The sequence below is a fragment of the uncultured Brevundimonas sp. genome, from assembly GCF_963974615.1.
In the GTDB taxonomy this organism is placed as follows: domain Bacteria; phylum Pseudomonadota; class Alphaproteobacteria; order Caulobacterales; family Caulobacteraceae; genus Brevundimonas.
The window spans coordinates 134,875-155,091 of the sequence record NZ_CAXBDH010000009.1 but is presented as its reverse complement, the minus strand read 5'-3'; the positions used below and the strand labels follow the sequence as shown (position 1 = coordinate 155,091).

General features: G+C 67.8%; 15 protein-coding genes. 10 read left to right on the top strand and 5 right to left on the bottom strand.

The window, feature by feature from the left end:
* Positions 1–50 precede the first annotated feature (50 nt).
* Complete coding sequence (gene recG / locus AAC050_RS08115; RefSeq protein WP_339914563.1) at positions 51–2,141, bottom strand: ATP-dependent DNA helicase RecG; 2,091 nt, start codon at positions 2,139–2,141, stop codon at positions 51–53.
* An 84-nt stretch (positions 2,142–2,225) separates the two neighbouring features.
* Between recG and AAC050_RS08110 the strand changes: the two genes are divergently transcribed.
* Entirely contained in the window at positions 2,226–2,528 is a 303-nt protein-coding gene (locus AAC050_RS08110; protein WP_339914562.1) for a succinate dehydrogenase assembly factor 2, read from the top strand.
* A complete protein-coding gene (mfd, locus tag AAC050_RS08105) occupies positions 2,528–5,977 on the top strand; it encodes a transcription-repair coupling factor (protein ID WP_339914561.1) in 3,450 nt (1,149 codons plus the stop codon). Before AAC050_RS08110 ends, mfd begins: the two co-directional genes overlap by 1 nt.
* Positions 5,978–5,992: 15 nt before the next feature.
* Here the strand turns inward: mfd and AAC050_RS08100 are convergent, their stop codons facing one another.
* Positions 5,993–7,306 carry a diguanylate cyclase gene (locus tag AAC050_RS08100; protein WP_339914560.1) on the bottom strand — a complete coding sequence of 438 codons (1,314 nt, stop codon included), beginning with the start codon at positions 7,304–7,306 and terminating at the stop codon, positions 5,993–5,995.
* A 180-nt stretch (positions 7,307–7,486) separates the two neighbouring features.
* Between AAC050_RS08100 and AAC050_RS08095 the strand changes: the two genes are divergently transcribed.
* Positions 7,487–8,437: a YihY/virulence factor BrkB family protein gene (locus AAC050_RS08095; RefSeq protein WP_339914559.1), complete on the top strand. Its 951-nt coding sequence runs from the start codon at positions 7,487–7,489 to the stop codon at positions 8,435–8,437.
* Here the strand turns inward: AAC050_RS08095 and AAC050_RS08090 are convergent.
* Both AAC050_RS08090 and AAC050_RS08085 read right to left on the bottom strand, forming a co-directional pair.
* Positions 8,403–8,651, bottom strand: a complete 249-nt coding sequence (locus AAC050_RS08090) for a sulfurtransferase TusA family protein (RefSeq protein WP_339914558.1) — start codon at positions 8,649–8,651, stop codon at positions 8,403–8,405. The genes AAC050_RS08095 and AAC050_RS08090 overlap by 35 nt on opposite strands.
* On the bottom strand, positions 8,648–9,142 hold the full coding sequence (locus AAC050_RS08085) for a CinA family protein (protein ID WP_339914557.1): 495 nt from the start codon (positions 9,140–9,142) through the stop codon (positions 8,648–8,650). The genes AAC050_RS08090 and AAC050_RS08085 overlap by 4 nt, the downstream gene beginning before the upstream one ends.
* A gap of 53 nt (positions 9,143–9,195) precedes the next feature.
* On the opposite strand from AAC050_RS08085, the gene AAC050_RS08080 reads away from it, so the two are divergent.
* Positions 9,196–11,517 carry a fused MFS/spermidine synthase gene (locus AAC050_RS08080; protein WP_339914556.1) on the top strand — a complete coding sequence of 774 codons (2,322 nt, stop codon included), beginning with the start codon at positions 9,196–9,198 and terminating at the stop codon, positions 11,515–11,517.
* A 109-nt stretch (positions 11,518–11,626) separates the two neighbouring features.
* Here the strand turns inward: AAC050_RS08080 and AAC050_RS08075 are convergent, their stop codons facing one another.
* A complete protein-coding gene (locus tag AAC050_RS08075; RefSeq protein WP_339914555.1) occupies positions 11,627–12,769 on the bottom strand; it encodes a bifunctional 2-C-methyl-D-erythritol 4-phosphate cytidylyltransferase/2-C-methyl-D-erythritol 2,4-cyclodiphosphate synthase in 1,143 nt (380 codons plus the stop codon).
* 64 nt (positions 12,770–12,833) lie between these two features.
* Between AAC050_RS08075 and dusB the strand changes: the two genes are divergently transcribed.
* The 6 genes from dusB to hflX all read left to right on the top strand — a co-directional run bounded on the left by dusB (position 12,834) and on the right by hflX (position 20,145).
* Complete coding sequence (gene dusB / locus AAC050_RS08070; protein WP_339914554.1) at positions 12,834–13,889, top strand: tRNA dihydrouridine synthase DusB; 1,056 nt, start codon at positions 12,834–12,836, stop codon at positions 13,887–13,889.
* A 17-nt stretch (positions 13,890–13,906) separates the two neighbouring features.
* Positions 13,907–16,171: a PAS domain-containing sensor histidine kinase gene (locus AAC050_RS08065; protein ID WP_339914553.1), complete on the top strand. Its 2,265-nt coding sequence runs from the start codon at positions 13,907–13,909 to the stop codon at positions 16,169–16,171.
* Positions 16,172–16,180: 9 nt separating this feature from the next.
* On the top strand, positions 16,181–17,596 hold the full coding sequence (locus AAC050_RS08060) for a sigma-54 dependent transcriptional regulator (protein WP_339914552.1): 1,416 nt from the start codon (positions 16,181–16,183) through the stop codon (positions 17,594–17,596).
* A complete protein-coding gene (locus AAC050_RS08055) occupies positions 17,593–18,456 on the top strand; it encodes a D-amino-acid transaminase (protein ID WP_339914551.1) in 864 nt (287 codons plus the stop codon). The genes AAC050_RS08060 and AAC050_RS08055 overlap by 4 nt, the downstream gene beginning before the upstream one ends.
* A 114-nt stretch (positions 18,457–18,570) precedes the next feature.
* Entirely contained in the window at positions 18,571–18,816 is a 246-nt protein-coding gene (gene hfq / locus AAC050_RS08050; protein ID WP_339914550.1) for an RNA chaperone Hfq, read from the top strand.
* Positions 18,817–20,145, top strand: coding sequence for a GTPase HflX (gene hflX / locus AAC050_RS08045; protein WP_339914549.1), 1,329 nt, complete (start codon positions 18,817–18,819; stop codon positions 20,143–20,145).
* Positions 20,146–20,217: the final 72 nt, after the last annotated feature.

Genomic DNA, 20,217 nt, shown 5'->3' with positions numbered 1-20,217 from the left:
TCCAGCTTCCCCGGCCTGGACCGGATGGACAACCTATTGAGAGCTCACATCTAGTCCGCACCCGTCCGGTCGATACGCCAGTCGAACAGGGCTTCCAGGATCTGCACCGCCTTGCCGCGCTCACCGGTCAGCTCGGGATCGCGGCCCAGCACCAGTCGGGCATCGTCCGAAGCGGCCAGCATCAGGGACCGGTGCCGCACAGGATCGGCGAAGCGATAGGCCGGAAAACCGCTCTGGCGCAGGCCCAGGGGGTCGCCACCACCGCGCAGACGAAAATCTTCCTCAGCGATCTCGAACCCGTCCTCGGTGCGACGCAGGATCTCGAGCCGTTCGCGCGCTGTATTGCCGAGACCGCCGTCCTGAGCCCCGTACAGCAGGATACAGGCGCTGGCCTTGGCCCCACGCCCGACCCGGCCACGCAGCTGGTGCAGCTGGGCCAGACCGAACCGGTCGGCGTGTTCGATGACCATGATCGAGGCATTCGGCACGTCGACTCCGACCTCGACGACCGTGGTGGCGACCAGAACCGGCAGACGACCGTCGGCGAATTCCGCCATCACCGCCTCGCGCCGGGGTCCGGGCATCTGACCGTGGGCCAGACCGACCTCGACCCCGAGGATGCGGGCCAGGTCGACGGCCCGGGCTTCGGCTGCGGCCAGATCACTGGCCTCGGACTCGGCCACCAGTGGACAGATCCAGTAGGCCTGGGCTCCACTGTCCAGCGCCGCCTTGAGGCGTTGAGCCACCTCGCCGATGCGGGTCAGGGGCAGGACGGCGGTGGCCACCGGGGTGCGACCGGGCGGTTTTTCGGTCAGGCGTGACACCTCCAGCTCGCCGTACTGGGTCAGTTCGAGGGTGCGTGGGATCGGCGTCGCCGACATGGTCAGCAGATGCACGCCGCCGGTGCGCGGATCGCCCTTGGCCTGTAGCCGCTGGCGTTCATTGACGCCGAAACGATGCTGTTCGTCGATCACCGCCAGACCCAGACGGTCGAAGCGAACTGCGTCCTGAAACAAGGCGTGGGTGCCGATGGCCACGGCGGCGGCCCCCGTGGCCAGGGCATCCAGCCGCTCGCGACGTTCCGCAACGCTGTCACGTCCGGTCAGCAGGACACAGCGGACCCCGGCCGCTTCCAGCATCGGGGCCAGCCGCTGCCAGTGCTGACGGGCGAGGATTTCGGTCGGGGCCATCAGGGCCGACTGGACCCCGGACGAGGCCGCATCGGCCATGGCCAGGGCCGCCACCGCCGTCTTGCCTGAACCGACGTCGCCCTGCAGCAGCCGTCCCATCTGCTCGCCCGAGGCCAGGTCGGCGCGGATTTCGGCGATGGCCGTCGACTGGGCCCCGGTCAGGGTGAAGGGCAGGGCGGCCAGCAGGACCTCGGACACCGGGCCGGGGTTGATGCGGGCGGCGGGCGTGATCTGTCGGGCATGGCGACGACGGGCCAGGGCCAGCTGGTGCGCCAGCAGTTCGTCATAGGCCAGTCGCTGGCGCGCCGGGGCGTCGGGTTCGAGATCGGCCAGACCGGTCGGCGCATGCAGGGCCACCAATGCCGCGTGCCAGTCGGGCCAGCCGCGCGCCGCCAGCCAGGCGGGGTCCTGCCATTCCGGCAGGTCGGGGGCCACGGCCAGCGCCCCGAACACCAGTTTGCGCACCACCCGCGAAGTCAGACCGGCGGTGGCCGGATAGACCGGCTCGACGCCCGGGATCTCGTCAGCCTGTTCCGGCGGCAGGATATAATCCGGGTGGGCAATCTGGACTTCGCCGTTGAAGCGTTCGACCTTGCCCGAGACCAGCCGACGCGACCCGGCCGGGGCCTGACGGTCGATATGCTGGGGCGAGCCGGCGAACCAGATCATATGGATGAAGCCGGTGTCGTCACTGGCCCGCATCTTCAGCGGCACCCCGACCTTGTGCGGCGGGATCAGCCGGTCGATGACCACCTCGAACACCCCGACCTCACCCTCGACGGCGGCGGCGGCCGTAGTGCGACGACGCACGATCAGACCCGCAGGGCTCAAAAACAGCACGTCGCGCACCAGCGGTCCGGCCAATTTCTGCACCAGCGGCAGGATGCGCGGCCCCACGCCCTTCAGGCTGGAGACCTCCGCGAACAGGGGAAAGAGAATCTGGGGCCGCATGATGGGACAGCATAGCTGGCGAAACGATCCGTGGAACGCTATCTGAACGCGTCAGTGAAACGAATGGACCGGGCAAGGAACCTTGTGGCCGATACGAACGCGCGTCTGAAAGAACGACTGGGCCGGATCACCTTCCGGGCCTGGCGTCGCGGCTTCCGCGAGGCCGACCTGGTGCTGGGCCCCTTCGCCGAACAGGTGGGGCCGACCCTGGAGACGGCCGAGCTGGATGCCCTTGAGGCGATGATGGAGGCCGAGGACCGCGATCTGTACGGCTGGATTACCGGAACAGAACCGGTTCCGACCGAGCATGACGGCCCGGTGATGGCAAAGCTCCAGACCTTCATGCGTGACCATGTCGCCGCGGTCGTGGCCGAGGGCGCGGGTTGATGGACGGCGGCATGGCGCCTCGCGTGGATTCCGAACTGGGTGGCGCACCGGAAGGGCTCGATGCCCTGATCGTGGCCGAACGGCTGGCAGCGAGCGGCGGAGTCGGTCTGTTCATCGCCCGCGACCACAGCCGGGCCAATGATTTCAATCAGGCTTTCCGCTTCTTCTCCGGCAAGATGGAGGTCCTCGACTTCCCCGCCTGGGACTGTCTGCCCTATGACCGGCTGAGCCCGTCGTCCTCGGTCTCGGCCGCGCGGATGGCCACCCTGACCCGGCTGTCGCACCGGGATCCGAACGACCGGACGCCGTTGCTGATCGTGACCACGGTGGCCGGAGCGATCCAGCGCACCCCGCCGCGCGCCGTGACCAACAGCGCCGGTTTCGAGACCCGGGTCGGTCGCGATCTCGATATGGCGGCGCTGGAGATCTATTTCACCACCAACGGCTATATGCGCGCCTCAACGGTGTCCGAGCGCGGCGAATATGCAGTGCGTGGCGGCGTCATCGACGTCTTCCCGCCCGGATTCGAAGAACCGGTCCGTCTGGACATGTTCGGCTCGGAACTGGAATCGATCCGCACCTTCGACGCGGAAACCCAACGCTCCACCGGCAAGCTGAAATCCGTGTCGTTGTCGCCGGTGTCCGAAGCCCTGCTCGACACCGAGACCATCTCGCGCTTCCGCACCGGTTATCTGAACCTGTTCGGCAGCGGCAATGACGATCCCCTGTACGCCGCCGTCAGCGAGGGCGCGCGGCGGCAGGGCATGGAGCACTGGCTGCCACTGCTCTATCCGAACCTGGAGACCCTGTTCGACTATCTGCCGGACAGCGCCGCCGTCTTTGTCGACAACCAGGTCGAACAGGCCCGGGCCGAACGCTGGACCCTGACCGCCGACGCTTGGGAGGCGCGGCAGGCGGCGTCAAAAAGCAAGGCCGGGGCCGCCAACCGGGCCCTGAAGCCCGCAGCCCTGTATCTGGACGAGGCCGACTGGAACAGCGCCCTGGCCGGACGCGCCGTGCGTCGATTCTCCCCGCTGCAGGGAGGCGGAGATAATGCCGGCGGACGGCTGGGCCGGACCTTCGCCGCCGAGCGGGCCCAGGACAGCGTCAATCTGTTCGAGGCCGTGGCCGATCATGCCCGGGCGCTGAAGGCCGAGGGCCGACGCGTGCTGTTCGCCTCGTGGAGCGAAGGCTCGTCCGAACGACTGGCGGCCATGCTGGCCGATCACGGCCTCGACCATGTGATCGCCGTGCGCAACTGGGCCGATGTCCAGGCCGCACCGCGCGAGATGATGCTGCGCGGCGTCCTGCCGGTTGAGCACGGCTTCGTCACCGATGAGGTCGCGGTGATCTCGGAAACCGACATCCTCGGCGACCGGCTGGCGCGGCCGCGCCGCAAGCGCCGGGCCTCCAACTTCCTCGCCGAAGCCTCGGCCCTGACCACCGGTGATCTGGTGGTCCATCTGGACCACGGTATCGGCCGCTATGAGGGGCTGAAGACACTGGATATCCAGGAGGCCCCGCACGACTGTCTCGAGCTGCTCTATGCCGGGGACAGCAAACTGTATCTGCCGGTCGAGAACATCGACCTGCTGACCCGCTACGGTACCGACAGCGACGGGGTCCAGCTGGACCGGCTCGGCGGGGCAGGGTGGCAGTCCCGCAAGTCCAGGGCCAAGGCCCGGCTGCGCGACATGGCCGAGGGGCTGATCGCCCTGGCCGCCAAACGCGCGATGCGGACCTCGGAGTCGATCACCCCGCCGCACGGTCTGTTCGACGAATTCTGCGCCCGCTTCCCCTATGAGGAGACCGACGACCAGCTGAACGCCATCGGCGATGTGCTGGAAGACCTCGGCAAGGGCACGCCGATGGACCGGCTGATCTGCGGCGACGTCGGCTTCGGCAAGACCGAGGTGGCCCTGCGCGCCGCCTTCGTCGTGGCCATGACCGGCCAGCAGGTGGCCATCGTCTGCCCGACCACCCTGCTGGCCCGTCAGCATTTCAAAACCTTCAGCGAACGGTTTGCCGGTTGGCCGGTTCGTGTCCGTCACCTCTCACGCATGGTCACGGCCAAGGATGCCGCCGAGACCCGCGCCGGTCTGAAGGACGGGTCCTTCGAAATCGTGGTCGGCACCCACGCCGTCTTGTCAGATCAGGTCGGGTTCCGTGATCTTGGCCTTGTTATTGTTGATGAAGAGCAGCATTTCGGAGTCAAGCACAAGGAGAAGCTGAAGTCGTTGCGCGCCGATGTGCATCTGCTGACCCTGACGGCGACACCGATCCCGCGCACGCTGCAGATGGCCCTGTCCGGCATCCGCGAAATGTCGATCATCGCCACCCCGCCGGTCGACCGACTGGCGGTGCGGACCTATGTCACCCCGTGGGATCCGGTGCTGGTGCGCGAAGCCCTGCTGCGCGAGAAATACCGCGGCGGTCAGGCCTATTATGTCGCGCCACGCCTGAAGGACCTGCCCAAGATCGAGGAGTTCCTGCGCGAGCACGTGCCCGAGGTGAAATTCGTCGTCGGGCACGGCCAGATGTCGCCGACCCAGCTGGAAGACGTGATGAGCGCCTTCTATGACGGCTCCTATGACGTGCTGCTGTCCACCACCATCGTCGAAAGCGGCCTCGACATCCCCACGGCCAACACCCTGATCGTGCACCGGGCCGACATGTTCGGCCTGGCCCAGCTGCACCAGATCCGCGGCCGCATCGGACGCTCCAAGGCCCGCGCCTTCGCCTATATGACGACCCCGACGGACAAGCCGATGAGCCTGTCGGCCGAGCGGCGGCTGCAGGTGCTGCAGTCGCTGGACAATCTGGGGGCCGGGTTCCAGCTGGCCAGCCACGATCTGGATCAGCGCGGCGGCGGCAACCTTCTGGGCGACGAACAGTCGGGCCACATCCGCGAGGTCGGGGTCGAACTGTACCAGCAGATGCTGGAGGACGCGGTGGCCGAGCTGCGCGAGAACGGCGATGGCGACGCCCCGGACCGGGGCTGGTCGCCGGCCATCAACGTCGGGGCCGCCGTGCTCATCCCCGAAGCCTATGTGCCGGACCTGAATGTGCGTCTGAGTCTGTACCGTCGCCTGTCCGACGCCGAGCAGAGCGAGGAACGCGAAGCCCTGGCCGCCGAGCTGATCGACCGGTTCGGCCCCCTGCCGGACGAGGCCCGCCAACTGCTGCGCATCGTCGGCATCAAGGCCAGCTGCAAGATCGCCTGTATCGAACGCATCGACATCGGCCCCAAGGGCGCGGTGCTGACCCTGCGCAACAACACCTTCCCCAATCCGATGGGGCTGGTCGGGCTGATCCAGAAGAACCACGCCTTCTGGAAGCTGCGGCCGGACCAGAAGATCGTGGTCAAGGGCGACTGGGACACGCCGGAGGAACGCCTCAAGGTCGCCGAACGGATCACTGCCGATCTGGCAAGGGTCGCCCGGGCCTGAGCTTCGGGCGTTTCTCTAGCCGCGCTTGCCGACGTCGTTGGAGGCCCGGTCCAGTACCGAGGCCGGCGATTCATCGGTCAGGATCTCGGCGACCCCGACCTCGAACTCGACCACGAAGGGCGAACGATCGGTTCCGGCATCGAAGGCCGTACAGCCGATTACTGCGGCGATCCGTTCGGCGGCGATACGGGCCGCGCCAACCTCGGTCGCGGGCAGGGCCAGGGCAAAGACATCGGCCGACAGGCGGGCGGCGGTATCTTCTGTCCGGATCAGCCGCGAGACCATGGCCCCGATCTGGGGCAGGGCGCGCGCCAGCCAGCCACCTTCACGGGCATTGGCGACGGCTTCGGTCTCGGCCACGCGCAGCACACAGACCGACAACGGACGCCGCCGGACGCGGGCCCCGCCGGAAATCCTGGCCAGATGGGACGCGAACAGTTCGGGCGTGAACAGGCCGGTGGCGGGATCGGTCAAACCGGACCCGCGCGCCGCCTCCAGCGTCCGGCGAATCGCCTGATGACGGCGGTGCCCGGCGGCCAGGGCAACGACCCGCTCTGCGGTCTCCTCCTCCGGCGTATCGGCGGCGGCCACATCGGCAAAGCCGCGGTTGAACAGTTCGTTGAGGTCTATCTCGCCGGACCCACGCAGATAGAGCACCACCGGAATATGATAGAGACGCGTATTGCGCTTCATGCCCGAGGCGATCGACAGGGCCGGGGCGTGATCCTCGGCTCCCCACAGGATGGCGGCGTCGAAACTGCGTTCATGCAGATAGTCGAAGGCCGTATAGGGTGTCGGGGCGGCCACCACCTCACATCCGTGAACGGACAGGGCGTTGGACAGGGCCAGAAAGCGGTGATCGGGCTTGCCCGCCGCCAGAATCCGCAGCGGCGACGAATCGACCGCAAGGACGGGCAGGGGCGCACCGCCGGCGGCGAAGGTGGCGTCGCGCTGACTCATCTCCTCTTCGGCGACGGCAGCCCTGACCAGCTGTTCGAGGCGCAGGGCAGCCTGGACGGCATGCGGTGGCGACGACATGACGATATCGGCCGCGTCCCGGGTCCACTCCGGCCCCTCGCCCCCCAGCGCCATGACCGGCAGCCGGCGGGGCAGGGCGGCCTCGCGCAGGGCCGCCACGGTGTCGACGGCCCCCGGAGTCCGCGCGTCAACGATCGCCGCCTCTACCGGCAGATCGGCGAGACTGGCCACGGCAGCCGCCGAAGAGCGCGCCGTGACCGTGCGCCAGCCGAGGCCATCGAGCCCCTCACACAGCGCAGCAACCAGACTGTCGTCAGGCGCGACGACCAGAATACGCGGTTCGAAACCCAATCAGTGTCTCCATGCCCCTGAATCTTCGCCGCAGACGCGCCCGGACGAGACGGCGGGGACCATAGCGATGCGCCCCCTCTACACGCAACGCCGTCTTGACGATTGGCAGGGGATGAAGCGGCGGCTATGACGCGCACCGGATTCCGCTAGACTGATCGGCGGGCTGTTGCGGGAAGCAGATTGGACTTGAAGTCAAACGTCGAGGAGGCCGGGTTCTGGAGCAGACCGGGCATCTGGGGGTCGCTGGCTGTACGGGCCTTCACCCGCAGCTGGGGTCGGGACGTCATGCTCTATACCGGCGGCGTCTCTTTCTTCGCCCTGCTGGCCGTCTTTCCCGCCATCGCCATCCTGATCGGCTTCTACAAGGTCGTGCTGTCGATCGGACAGGTCAGCGAGCAGGCGGCGGCGCTGGCGGATGTTCTGCCCTATGCGGCCCGGTCGATCTTTCTGGCCGAGGTCGAGCGCCTGGCCAACACATCGGCCCGCACCGTTTCGGCCCAGAGCGCCTTCGCCCTCATCGTCGGTGGCTACGCCGCCCATAGGGGCTTCAAAGCTCTGTTGGCAGGACTTAACCTTATTCATGATGAAAGCGAGCCGCACGGCTTCTTTCGCTTCAATCTTCTGGCCTTCTTCGTTGCCCTGGTTGCCTTCGCCCTGTTCACCGTGGTGTCCGGTGCGGTCGTCACATCGCGCCTGATCGAGCATGCGGGGGCCGGGCCGGGGGCGGTGAGCAGCGGTCTGCCGTTTGACGGCCTGCTGCCGGCCAGCGGCCTGGCGATCGGCCTGACCCTGCTCTATCGCTACGCCATGTCCCACCGGACCCCGGTGGCCTGGACGCCGGCCATTCTGGGCGGACTGGTGGCCACGATAATGTCGTCGATCTCCTCCTGGCTATGCGCCATCTATGTCGAGCAGATCGCCCTGCTCGGCGCGACCTACGGCTCGGTCGGGGCCGTCGTCGTGCTGCTGATCTGGCTGTCGTGGAACGTCAACGCCATCTTCTACGGCGGGGCCTTCACTACCGAGCTCGAAATCCTGCTGCGTTCGCGGAGCGCGCCGCTGATCGATCCCGCCGAAGCGCTTCCCGCCTCCGTGGTCAGGCTGTCGGAGCGGCGGGCGTCTCGACGGTAAGGGTCAAAACCCCGTCGTCCTCGTCGATACCGATGACCCGGCCCCCACTTTCGGCCATCAGAAATGGCACGTCGATTCGCGCCATCGGGTCGGTCGCGAGCAGCACCAGTCGCGTGCTAGGCGGCAGGTCGGTCATGGCCCGGCGCAGCCGCAGGCTGGGCACCGGACATCGATGGCCGCGCGCATCGACGGTGAGGTGAACCGGATCAGTCATCGGGCCTCCAGCCGGTCGACCAGCAAAGCCAGCGCGGCCCGGACACTTTCAAGCCTAACCGCCTCCCGGCCGATATCGCCGAACCGGTGCACCGCATGGATCGGTCCCGAGGGTCCGACGGCGGCGAAATGCACCAGACCGACGGGCTTGTCGGCGCTGCCTCCACCCGGGCCGGCGATGCCCGTGACCGCCACCGAGACGGCGGCGTCAGAACGGGCGATCGCGCCCGCCGCCATCGCCCGGGCCACCGCTTCCGAGACCGCCCCCTCGGCCGCGAGCATCGCGCCGGGGACACCGACCAGATCAGTCTTGGCGGCATTGCTGTAGGTGACGAAGCCGCGATCGACGGCCGCCGAGGACCCCGGAACCGCGGTCAGGGCCGCCGCGACCAGACCACCGGTGCAGCTTTCCACCGTGGCGACCATCAGATTGCGATCTTGCGCCAGTCGAATGACGGTTGCGGCCTGGGCTGTGATGTCGTCAGGGAACATGAACCTATCCGAAGCGGGTACGAGTCGGTCTAACCTGATCCCCGGGTGCCGATATGTCGACGGCATCGCAGATCGGGGCCCTGATGACCGAAGCCGCTATCGACCGCGAGCCGCCGGCGCAAACCACAGACCGGCTGGTGCCCCTGCTGTTCACCCTCACCATCTTCACCTCGGCCGCGCTGGTGTTCGTGGTGCAGCCCATCGTGACGCGGCTGGTGCTGCCGATGCTGGGAGGGTCGCCGTCCGTGTGGAACACCGCAATGGTGTTTTTCCAGGCCGCCCTGCTGGCCGGCTACGCCTATGCGCATCTACTGCAGCGGATCGGCTCGATGCGGGTCCAGCTCGGTGTGCATCTGGGCCTGATGCTGGCCGCGGCCCTGTCCCTGCCGCTGGCGATGACCGGAGTGACGGGAAGCCCGGATCCGGCGGCCCCGATCGCCTGGTTGCTGCTCACCCTGACCCTGTCGGTCGGGGCCCCGTTCGCGGTGCTGTCCGCCACGGCTCCGCTACTACAGGCCTGGTACGCCCGGGTCCGGTCCGGTCATGCCGACGGCAAGAACCCCTATGTCCTCTATGCCGCCTCCAACCTGGGCAGTTTTCTGGCCCTGCTGGCCTATCCGGTCGTGATCGAGCCGTTGATGACCCTGTCGGGTCAGCGCCTCGGCTGGTCCACCGGCTATGGTGTCTTCATCCTGCTGATGGCGGGGCTGGCCCTGGTGATCGGTCGCCGACGTCTGGCGACCCTGCCGGAACCGCCCCGTCTGGCCGCCAGCCCGCCGATCGCCTGGCGCGAAAAGGGGGTCTATGTGCTGCTGGCCGCGGCTCCGGCCAGCCTGATGCTGGGAGTCACCGCCCACCTGTCCACTGACGTCGCCTCGGCCCCGTTCCTGTGGGTCATCCCGCTGGCCCTGTATCTGCTGACCTTCGTCATCGCCTTCCAGGCCCGGCCATGGATTCCACTGTCCACCACCCTGGTCCTGGCCGGGGCGATCGGGGCGGTGTGCGTGAGCGTGGTTGCCTTCCGCACCGGAGCCTGGCCGCTGATGTTCGCGGTCCATCTGACGGCCTTCTTCTTCCTGAGCCTGATGTGCCATCAAAGACTGGCGGCGCGACGGCCACCGCCCGACCGGCTGACCGAATTCTATCTACTGCTGTCGCTGGGCGGCGTGGTCGGCGGGGCCTTCACGGCCCTGCTGGCTCCACTGATCTTCAATACCGTCCTGGAATATCCGTTGATGCTAGTGCTGGTCGGACTGGCCCGCCCCTGGCAGCGCAGCGAGGTGGCGCGATGGGAGGTCCTCGTCTTCGTCGCCGCCGTACTGGTGTGCGGCCTGCCGCCGCTGGTGTCAGGCATGTTCAACGCCGACTGGGACCTGGCCTGGGCCTTCAACCGGCTGCTCAGCTGGCGCATGGAGCAGCTGACCCAGGTGATCCTGATGTTCGCGGTGATCGGAGCCTTTCTGCTGCGCGACCGCATGCCGGCCTATGTGATCCTGCTGGCGCTGATTTCCCTGTCGGCCCAGCACATGGCCCGAAGCTATGACTGGAGCCACAGCGAGCGCAGCTTCTTCGGGGTCATGCGGGTGGCAAATGTGCCCGACCCGCGGCTGGGCGGCGACGTCCATGTGTTGATGCACGGCACCACCCTGCACGGGGCCCAGGCCCGGGCGGCGGCGTTCGAATGCCGACCGACCCTCTATTATGCGACCACGACCCCGATCGGACAGGCGACCCAGCTGATCCAGTCGCGCGGTCCCGGAACCAATATCGGGGTCGTCGGTCAGGGCTCGGGAGCCATGGCCGCCTACAAGCGGGCCGGGGACAGGCTGACCTTCTTCGAGATCGATCCGATGGTCGACCGGATGTCACGCGATCCGCAGTGGTTCACCTACATCTCCCATTGCGCCGACGGACCGGTGCGCACCGTGCTGGGCGACGCAAGGCTGACCATGGCCCGCGAGTCGGCCGGGACCTATGACCTGCTGATCATCGACGCCTTTTCATCCGACGCCGTGCCGACCCATCTGCTGACGGTCGAGGCGATCCGGGGCTATCTCAACCTGCTGAAACCGGACGGGGTGGTGCTGTTGCACCTGTCGAACCGCAATCTCGACATCACCCTGCCGGCGGCGGCGGCGGCGCGGCGACTGGGCGTCGCCAACCGGCACCAGATCTATATCGAGGCACAGGACTCACCGGTCATGGCCGAGGCCTCGACCGAGGCGCTGGTCATCTCGCCGACCCCGGCGGGGCTGGCCGGGTTTGACGCCAGTACCGGCTGGCGAACACTCGCAGATACGCCGGTACGACCCTGGACCGACGACTATGTGAACCTGTTCGGAGCCCTGACCCGCGCCGCGACCTCCGGAAACTAGGGCGAAATCGGTTGAGTTGGACGAAGTCCAGCTCGGCTCAGATTTCGCTCCAGTTTGAACCTGGACCATTTTTTGGATTCAGGTCGAATCGACCTGAAACAAAAATGGTCTAGGGCGCGACCGGAAGCGCGATCGTCGCCAGGGCCTGGGCGGCCAGACCCTCGCCGCGACCGGTGAATCCCATGGCCTCGGTCGTCGTCGCCTTAACGCTGACCGCGTCCAGCGCCAGCCCCAGCAGGGTCGCCAGCCGTTCGCGCATCGCCTGACGATGCGGCTTCACCTTGGGCCGCTCGCAGATCAGGGTGACGTCGACATTGACCAACTGCCCGCCGCGCGCAGTCAGCCGCTCGAGCGCATGGGTCAGGAAGCGATCGGACGAGGCCCCCTTCCACTGCGGGTCGGTCGGCGGGAAATGATCGCCGATGTCGCCGTCGCCCATGGCCCCCAGAATGGCGTCGGTCAGGGCGTGCAGTCCGGCGTCAGCATCCGAATGACCGATCAGGGTCTGGTCATGGGGAATTTCGACCCCGCACAGCCAGACCGAGGTGCCCGGACCCCAGCGATGGGCATCGAAACCCTGGCCGACGCGGGTCTGACGGGCGATCATCGCTTCGGCCATGGCGAAATCCTCGGGATAGGTCAGTTTCATCAGACGGGCGTCGCCGGCCACCAGTCGGACGCGACCACCGGCGCGTTCGACGGCGCTGGCTTCGTCGGCAGGGCCGGGCGTGTCGGTCCAGGCGGCGCAGGTGTCGACCAGGGTGCGATAGCGGAAGGCCTGGGGGGTCTGGGCCCGCCACAGGCCGTCGCGCTCGACCGCGCCGCTGACGAAGCCGTCGTCACCCCGGCGCAGACTGTCGGCCACAGGCAGGGCGGGCAGGGCCCCGTCGGCCCCGTCCAGTCCCGCGAGCACCCGGTCGATCACGGCCCGGTCAAGAAAGGGGCGGGCGGCATCATGCACCAGCACCGGGCGATCATCTGAACCGCCCAGCGCCTCGAGCCCGTTGCGCACCGATCCGGCACGACTGTCGTCCCCGGTCGCGGTGCGCCATCCGTCCAGCCCGGCAAGGGCGTCGGCAGCAGCGGCTTCGGCCCCCGGGACCACGACCACGACCAGATCCTCGGCCCCCGCCGCCAGCAGGGCCTCGACCGACCAGCGCAGCACCGGCTTGCCGCCGAGACGCCGCCACTGCTTGTCGCCTCCGGCGCGGGAGGCCGATCCGGCGGCCACAACGATCGCTGCAAATGTCATGGCCGCCTTCTAAGCGCCCAACTCGGCCTTGACGAGAGGGGCCTCAACCGGTGTCAGGGAGCGGATGCGCACAGGACTTCAGATCGGCGACGTTTCGGTACCCGGCCGGGTGCTGATGGCCCCCATGACCGGAATCACCGATCTGCCCTTCCGGCAGCTCGCCTCGCGGCTTGGCGCGGCCTATGTCGCGACCGAGATGGTGGCCGCCGCCGAACTGGCCCGGGCCCGGCCTGATGTGGTGCGTCGCGCCGCCGTCGGCGCGGGGCTACCACTGACGGTGATCCAGCTGGTAGGCCGTGATCCGACGGCCATGGCCGAAGGCGCGCGCATGGCCGAGGCGGCCGGGGCCGACATCATCGACCTGAATTTCGGTTGCCCGGCCAAGGAGGTCACCGGTGCGGCCTGCGGCTCGGCCCTGATGCGCACGCCCGACCTGGCCTGCCGGCTGATGGAGGCCGCGGTCCAGGCCACCACCCGCCCGGTCACGGTCAAGATGCGGCTGGGCTGGGACGACACCAGCCGCAACGCCGCCGAGCTGGCCCGACGGGCCGAAGGGCTGGGCATCCGCGCCGTCACCGTTCATGGCCGTACCCGCAAGCAGTTCTACACCGGCGTGGCCGACTGGACGGCGGTGGGCGAGGTCAAGGCGGCGGTGGCGATCCCGGTCATCGTCAACGGCGACATCCTGACCGCGCAGGACGCGCGCGACGCCCTTGCACAGTCGGGAGCCGACGGCGTGATGCTGGGACGGGGTGTCTATGGCCGTCCGTGGCTGGCAGCCCATCTGGAACGGGCCCTGGCCGACGGAACCGTGCTGGAGGAACCGGACCGGGAGGCGCGACTGGCCATCGTTATCGAGCACCTGCGTGCCTCGGTCGCCTTCTACGGTCTGCCGCTGGGGCTGAAGATGTTCCGCAAACATCTGGGCTGGTACATAGAACAGGCCCCATGGCCCGGGGAGGCTCCAGACCGCCGCACGGCGAAGGCCCGGCTCTGTCGAATTGACGATCCGGCGGAGGTCGAGACGGCTCTGGCCGCCCTGTGGCGACCGGAGGTGGATCATTTCAGCAACTCCGATGTTGAATATCGGCCACAGTTGGCCGAAACTGAATTCCAATGACGAACAGGCCGGCATCAATGACAGTGGCGGAATCGGGGGCGGCGGTGCGCCACCCGGCGGTTCTGTCGGGCTGGCTGTCGGGTCAGCGCAGCCGCACCCTGTTTGCCGTCGCCTATGTCATTGCCCTGCTGATCACCGCCGCCGCCATCTGGCTGGTTGCGGTCGCGCCCGGTTCTGCCGGCGGTGGTGGGGCCCGGACAGCCGTCGGCTCGGCCATCCTGTATATCCTCGCCGGCAACCTGTTGCTGATCGCCGGTCTGGCCTGGGTCGTCGGTCGTCGGGTGCTGCAGGTGGTGCATAACCGCGGCGAGGCCGGAGCCCGGCTGCACCTGCGGTTCGTCACCCTGTTTTCACTGGTGGCCGTAGTCCCGGCCATCCTCATCGCCCTCGTATTCGGAGTTCTGGTCAATCGCGGCGTGGACCAGTGGTTCAGCCAGAACGTCCAGGGTGCCGTTGAGAACGGGGCTTCGATCGGACGGGCGTACATCGCCGACGTCGGAGGCGGTCTGGACCACGACGTCAGCATCATCGCCGACGAGCTGGGAGGAGTCCGCCCGCTGTTTGACCGTCCAATTCAGTTCTCCGGCGCTTTGAGCAGTATCGCGGAACTCTTCGGCTACCCCGCCATCTACATCCTCAGCGGTGAGGGCGAGGTGCTGGCCAGCGGCGAGTTGGCAGGCGCGCCCGTTTATATCGCGCCGCCACGTGAAGCCTTCGAGATCGCCGCCGCCGGTCAGGAAAGTCCCGTCCAGGTCACGGAGAACCCGGACGTGGTGCGCGCGGTGATCCCCCTGCCGGAATACGGCGACGCCTACCTGTATGTCGTTCGCCCCCTGGCACCGGGGCTGGTCGCGCAATTGCGTAACGCCGATGATTCGATTCAGAGCTACCGCGAGGCCAAGGAAAGTCGCGCCCGCATCCAGGCCGCCTTCGCGCTCAGCTATCTGGAAACGGCGCTGTTGGTGCTGGTCGGGGCCGTGTGGCTGGGCATGTCGGCGGCGGGGGCGATCTCGGCCCCGATCGGACGGCTGGTCAAGGCGGCCAACCGGGTCGCCGGCGGCGACCTGACGGCCCGGGTCAATTCCGAAGGGGATCCCGGCGAGATCGTCGTCCTGTCCCAGGCCTTCAACCGGATGACCGATGACCTGCAGACCCAGCAGGCCGCCCTGAAGGCCGCCAGCGAAGAAGCCCAGGGACGCAGTCGTTTCATCGAGACCGTGCTGTCGGGCGTGTCCGCCGGCGTCGTCGGCCTGGACCGGCGGGGACGGATATCGGCCGTCAACGACAGCGCCGTACAGCTGCTGGGCATCGAAGCCACGACGGTGCACGGCAAGACGCTGGCCTCGATCTCACCCGAGCTGAGCGATCTCGTGAAACGGGCCGAAGCCCACATCGAGGAAGACATCGACGTGACCCGCGACGGCGAAACCCGGCGCCTGCGCGTGCGGATCGAAGGCGGGCAGGGCGGCGAGATGGTGCTGACCTTCGACGACATCACCCGACTGGTCACCGCCCAGCGCAACGCCGCCTGGCGCGATGTCGCCCGCCGCATCGCCCATGAGATCAAGAACCCCCTGACCCCGATCCAGCTGTCGGCCGAGCGGCTACGGCGCAAATACCGCTCGCAGGTGGTCGACGACGTCGAGGTGTTCGACCGTTGCACCGAAACCATCATCCGTCAGGTCGGTGACATCGGACGCATGGTCGACGAATTCTCGTCCTTCGCGCGGATGCCGACACCCCGCTTTACCGCGGAAAACCCGGCTGAAATGTTGCGCGAGGCGGTCTTCGCCCAGCGCGTTGCCGAGCCCGACATTATCATCGGGATGGACGACCCCTTGCCCCGCGCAACCCTGCAGGGCGACGGACGGATGATCGGCCAGGCCCTGGCCAATATTCTCAAGAACGCCGGCGAGTCTGTCGCCGCCCGCCGTGAACGTGAGCCCCGGCCGACCGACAAGGACGGGCCCGGCGTGATCGTACAGCTCGAGATCGCGGACGGGATCGCCAGCTTCATCATCGAGGACGACGGCGTCGGCCTGCCGGTCAAGGACCGCGACCGACTGACCGAACCCTATGTGACCACGCGCGACAAGGGCACCGGCCTCGGCCTCGCCATCGTCAAGCGCATCTGCGAGGACCATGGCGGCGAGCTGAAACTGGCCGACGCCGAACACCTGGGTGGCGCACGCGTCTGCCTGATCTTTCCCCTGAAACCGACCGGCGCCGCCGGGGCGCGGGATGCGGCCATTCGCCCATCCCATGCTCCCGCGGCCGAATAGCGAGGCGTCATGAGATCCACGGGAGCCGACATTCTTGTTGTCGACGACGAGGCGGACATCCGCGAACTGGTGTCCGGTCTGCTTGAGGACGAGGGCCATGCGGTCCGCGTGGCCTCCAATTCCGACGAGGCCCTGGCCGCGATCCGGGCGCGCAAGCCGTCGCTGGCCCTGCTGGATATCTGGATGCAGGGCGGCGGGCTCGACGGGCTGGAACTGCTGGACATCATCAAGGAGCTGGATCCGGACCTGCCGGTCGTGATGATCTCGGGCCACGGCAATATCGAGACGGCGGTCAGCGCCCTGAAGCGCGGGGCCTATGACTTCATCGAAAAGCCGTTCAAGTCGGACCGGCTGGTCGTGGTGATCGAACGCGCCCTCGAGGCCGCATCGCTGAAGCGCGAGAACAAGCGGCTGCGCGCCCAGGTCATGACCCCGACCGGACTGATCGGACGCTCGGCCGCGGCCCAGACACTGCGCACCACGATCACCAAGGTCGCCCCGGCCAACAGCCGGGTGCTGGTCTCGGGTCCCCCCGGATCGGGCAAGGAATTGGTCGCGCGCCAGATTCACGAGGCCAGCGCCCGCGCGCGGGCCGAGTTCGTGGCCATCTCGGCCGCCGGCATGACGCCGGAGCGGCTGGACCTGGAACTGTTCGGCGAGGAGGGGGTCGACGGCCGCCCGCGCAAGATCGGCGTGTTCGAACGGGCCCATAACGGCACCCTGTATCTGGATGACGTCGGCGACATGCCCCGCGAAAGCCAGAGCCGGATCCTGCGGGTTCTGGTCGAGCAGCGCTTCCGCCGGGTCGGCGGCGAACAGGACGTGCAGGTCGATGTCCGGGTCATCACCTCGACCTCACGCGACCTGAAGCAGGAAATCGACGAAGGCCGGTTCCGCGAGGACCTGTTCCACCGCCTGAACGTCGTGCCGATCCGGGTCCCGGCCCTGTCGGAACGCCGCGAGGACATCGTCGAGCTGATCGAATTCTTTATCGAGACCCTGTGCAGCTCCCAGGGTCTGCCCCGGCGTCGCCTCGGCGACGATGCCATCGCCGTGCTGCAGGTCCATCCGTGGCCGGGCAATGTCCGTCAGCTGCGCAACAACATCGAGCGGCTGCTGATCCTGGCCACCGGCGACGTCAGTGAACCGATCAGCGCCGACATGCTGCCGTCCGAAGAGAACAACGCGACCTCGGGCAGCAGCATGGGGACCGAACGCATTATCGCCCTGCCGCTTCGCGAGGCCCGGGAAGTGTTCGAACGGGAATATCTGGCAGCCCAGATCATGCGCTTCGGTGGCAATATTTCGCGCACCGCCGGCTTCATCGGCATGGAACGCTCGGCCCTGCACAGAAAGCTGAAGTCGCTCGGGGTGTCGCCCTCGCGCGGCGGCGGCGACGACGTCGAGGAGCCCGATCCGACATGAGCCGCGTCGCCTATGTCAACGGAGCCTATCTGCCGCATGGACAGGCGGTGATCCACGTCGAGGACCGGGGCTTCCAGTTCGCCGACGGCGTCTATGAGGTCTGGTCCGTGTTCGACGGCCGTCTGGCCGATTTCGACGGCCATATGACCCGGCTGGTGCGCAGCCTGACCGAGCTGCGCATTCCGGTGCCGATGACCCGCGACGCCCTGACCCGGGTGCTGAAGGAAACCGTGCGCCGCAACCGGGTCCGCAACGGCATCGTCTATCTGCAGATCACCCGCGGCACCGCCCGGCGCGACCATCCCTTCCCGCCCGAGGGGACCCCGCCCAGCGTCATCGTCACCGCCCGCTCGATCAGCGCCGTCAAGGCCGAGGCCCAGGCCGACAAGGGTGTGGCCGTGATCACCCAGCCCGACATCCGCTGGGGCCGGTGCGACATCAAGACCGTGGGCCTGCTGCCCAACATCCTGGCCAAACAGGCGGCCCGCGATCGCGGGGCCTATGAGGCCTGGTTCGTCGACGACATGGGGCTGGTCACCGAGGGCTCCTCGACCAATGCCTGGATCATCGACGAGCACGGCAAGCTGCGCACCCGCGACACCCAGGCCAACATCCTGCGCGGCATCACCCGCGCGGCGATCCTCGCTCTGGTCGCGCAGGAAAAGATCGAGCTGGACGAACGGCCGTTCAGCGTCGACGAGGCCAAACGCGCCCGTGAGGCCTTCTTCACCGCCGCCGGGGCCTTCGTCATGCCCGCCGTCTCCATCGACGGCACGAAGATCGGAAACGGCAAACCCGGGCCGATCACGACAAAACTGCGCACCCTCTATCTTGAACAGGCCCGTCGCGAGGCCATCTAGAGGGGCGTGGCGTTGCAGCCCGGCGACGACGGTGCCTAAGGTGGGCGGTCGACGCTGATCGACCCCGTGCCGCTCCCCCGGCCGGCGAACAATAAAGAACAGGACAAACCTGACATGCCTCAAGACAAGCGCCAGAACCTTCAGGACACCTTCCTCAACACCGTGCGCAAGACCAAGACGCCCCTGACCATCTTCCTCGTCAACGGCGTCAAACTTCAGGGCATCGTCACCTGGTTCGACAATTTCTGCGTGCTGCTGCGCCGCGACGGCCAGTCCCAGCTGGTCTACAAACACGCCATTTCCACCATCATGCCCGCTGCGCCCGTCACGATGTACGAGCCCGAGGCCGACGAAGACTGATTGACCCAGAAATTCATTGATCACACCGTCCCGCTGATCCGGGCGGTCGTCATTCACCCACAGCGCACCGGAGCCGGCGCGGACGACAGTCCGCGTCTGGCCAGCGAACGGCTGGAAGAGGCGGCGGGCCTGGCCCGGGCGCTGGACCTCGACGTGCGCGCCGAGGAGATCGTCAACCTGCGCCGCATCACGCCCGCGACCCTGTTCGGGTCAGGCAAGGTCGAGGAGCTGGCCGCCCTGGTCCGCGCCGCCGAGGCCGAGGCCGTGGTCATCGACGACGACCTGACTCCGGTGCAGCAGCGCAATCTGGAAAATGCGCTGGACGCCAAGGTCATCGACCGCACCGGCCTGATCCTCGAGATCTTCGGCCGCCGGGCCCGCACCAAGGAAGGCCGGCTGCAGGTCGAACTGGCGCGGCTGGACTATGAGAAGTCGCGGCTGGTCCGCACCTGGACCCACCTCGAACGCCAGCGTGGCGGCACCGGCTCGACCGGCGGCCCCGGCGAGACCCAGATCGAACTGGACCGGCGCCTGATCGCCGACCGCATCGTCAAGCTCAAGGTCGAGCTGGACGAGGTGCGCCGCACCCGCGGCCTGCACCGCAAGGCGCGCAAGAAGGTGCCGTTCCCGACCGTGGCCCTGGTCGGCTACACCAATGCCGGCAAATCGACCCTGTTCAACCGGCTGACCGGTTCGGACGTGGTCGCGAAAGACCTGCTGTTCGCCACCCTCGACACCACCCAGCGCACCATCCGCCTGCCGCAGGGCCGCCCGGCCATCGTCGCCGACACCGTCGGCTTCATCTCCGACCTGCCGCACGAACTGGTCGAGAGCTTCCGCGCGACGCTGGAAGAGGTCGGCGAGGCCGATCTGATCCTGCACGTCCGCGATATCGCCAGTCCCGACAGCGAGGCCCAGGCCCGTGACGTCGAGGCGGTGCTGAAACAGATCCCCACGCCCCCCGGGCCTAACGGGGAAGCCAAGACCCGGCGCATGCTGGAGGTCTGGAACAAGACCGACCTGCTGGACCCCGAGACCCGCGAGGCCGTGCTGGGTCAGGCCGAACGCCTGCGCACCCAGGGCAAGGCCGTCGCCGTCTCGGCCTGGACCGGGGAGGGGATCGAACCCCTGCGCCAGACCATCGCCGACCTGATCGACGACGACCCCGAGACCGAACTGATCCTGCTCCCCGCCCAGGGCGAGGCCCTCGCCTGGCTCTACGAAAACGGCCGCGTCACCGGCCGCGAGACGGATACCGAGGGGCGGACCCATGTCGTGGTGCGCCTGCACCCGGCCGCCCTGGGCCGGTTCGAGCGGCAGTTCGGGTAGACGCGCGTGCGTGGGGGCTTCCCCTCCACCACTTCGTGGTCCCCCTCCCCATCGCTACGCGACAGGGAGGAG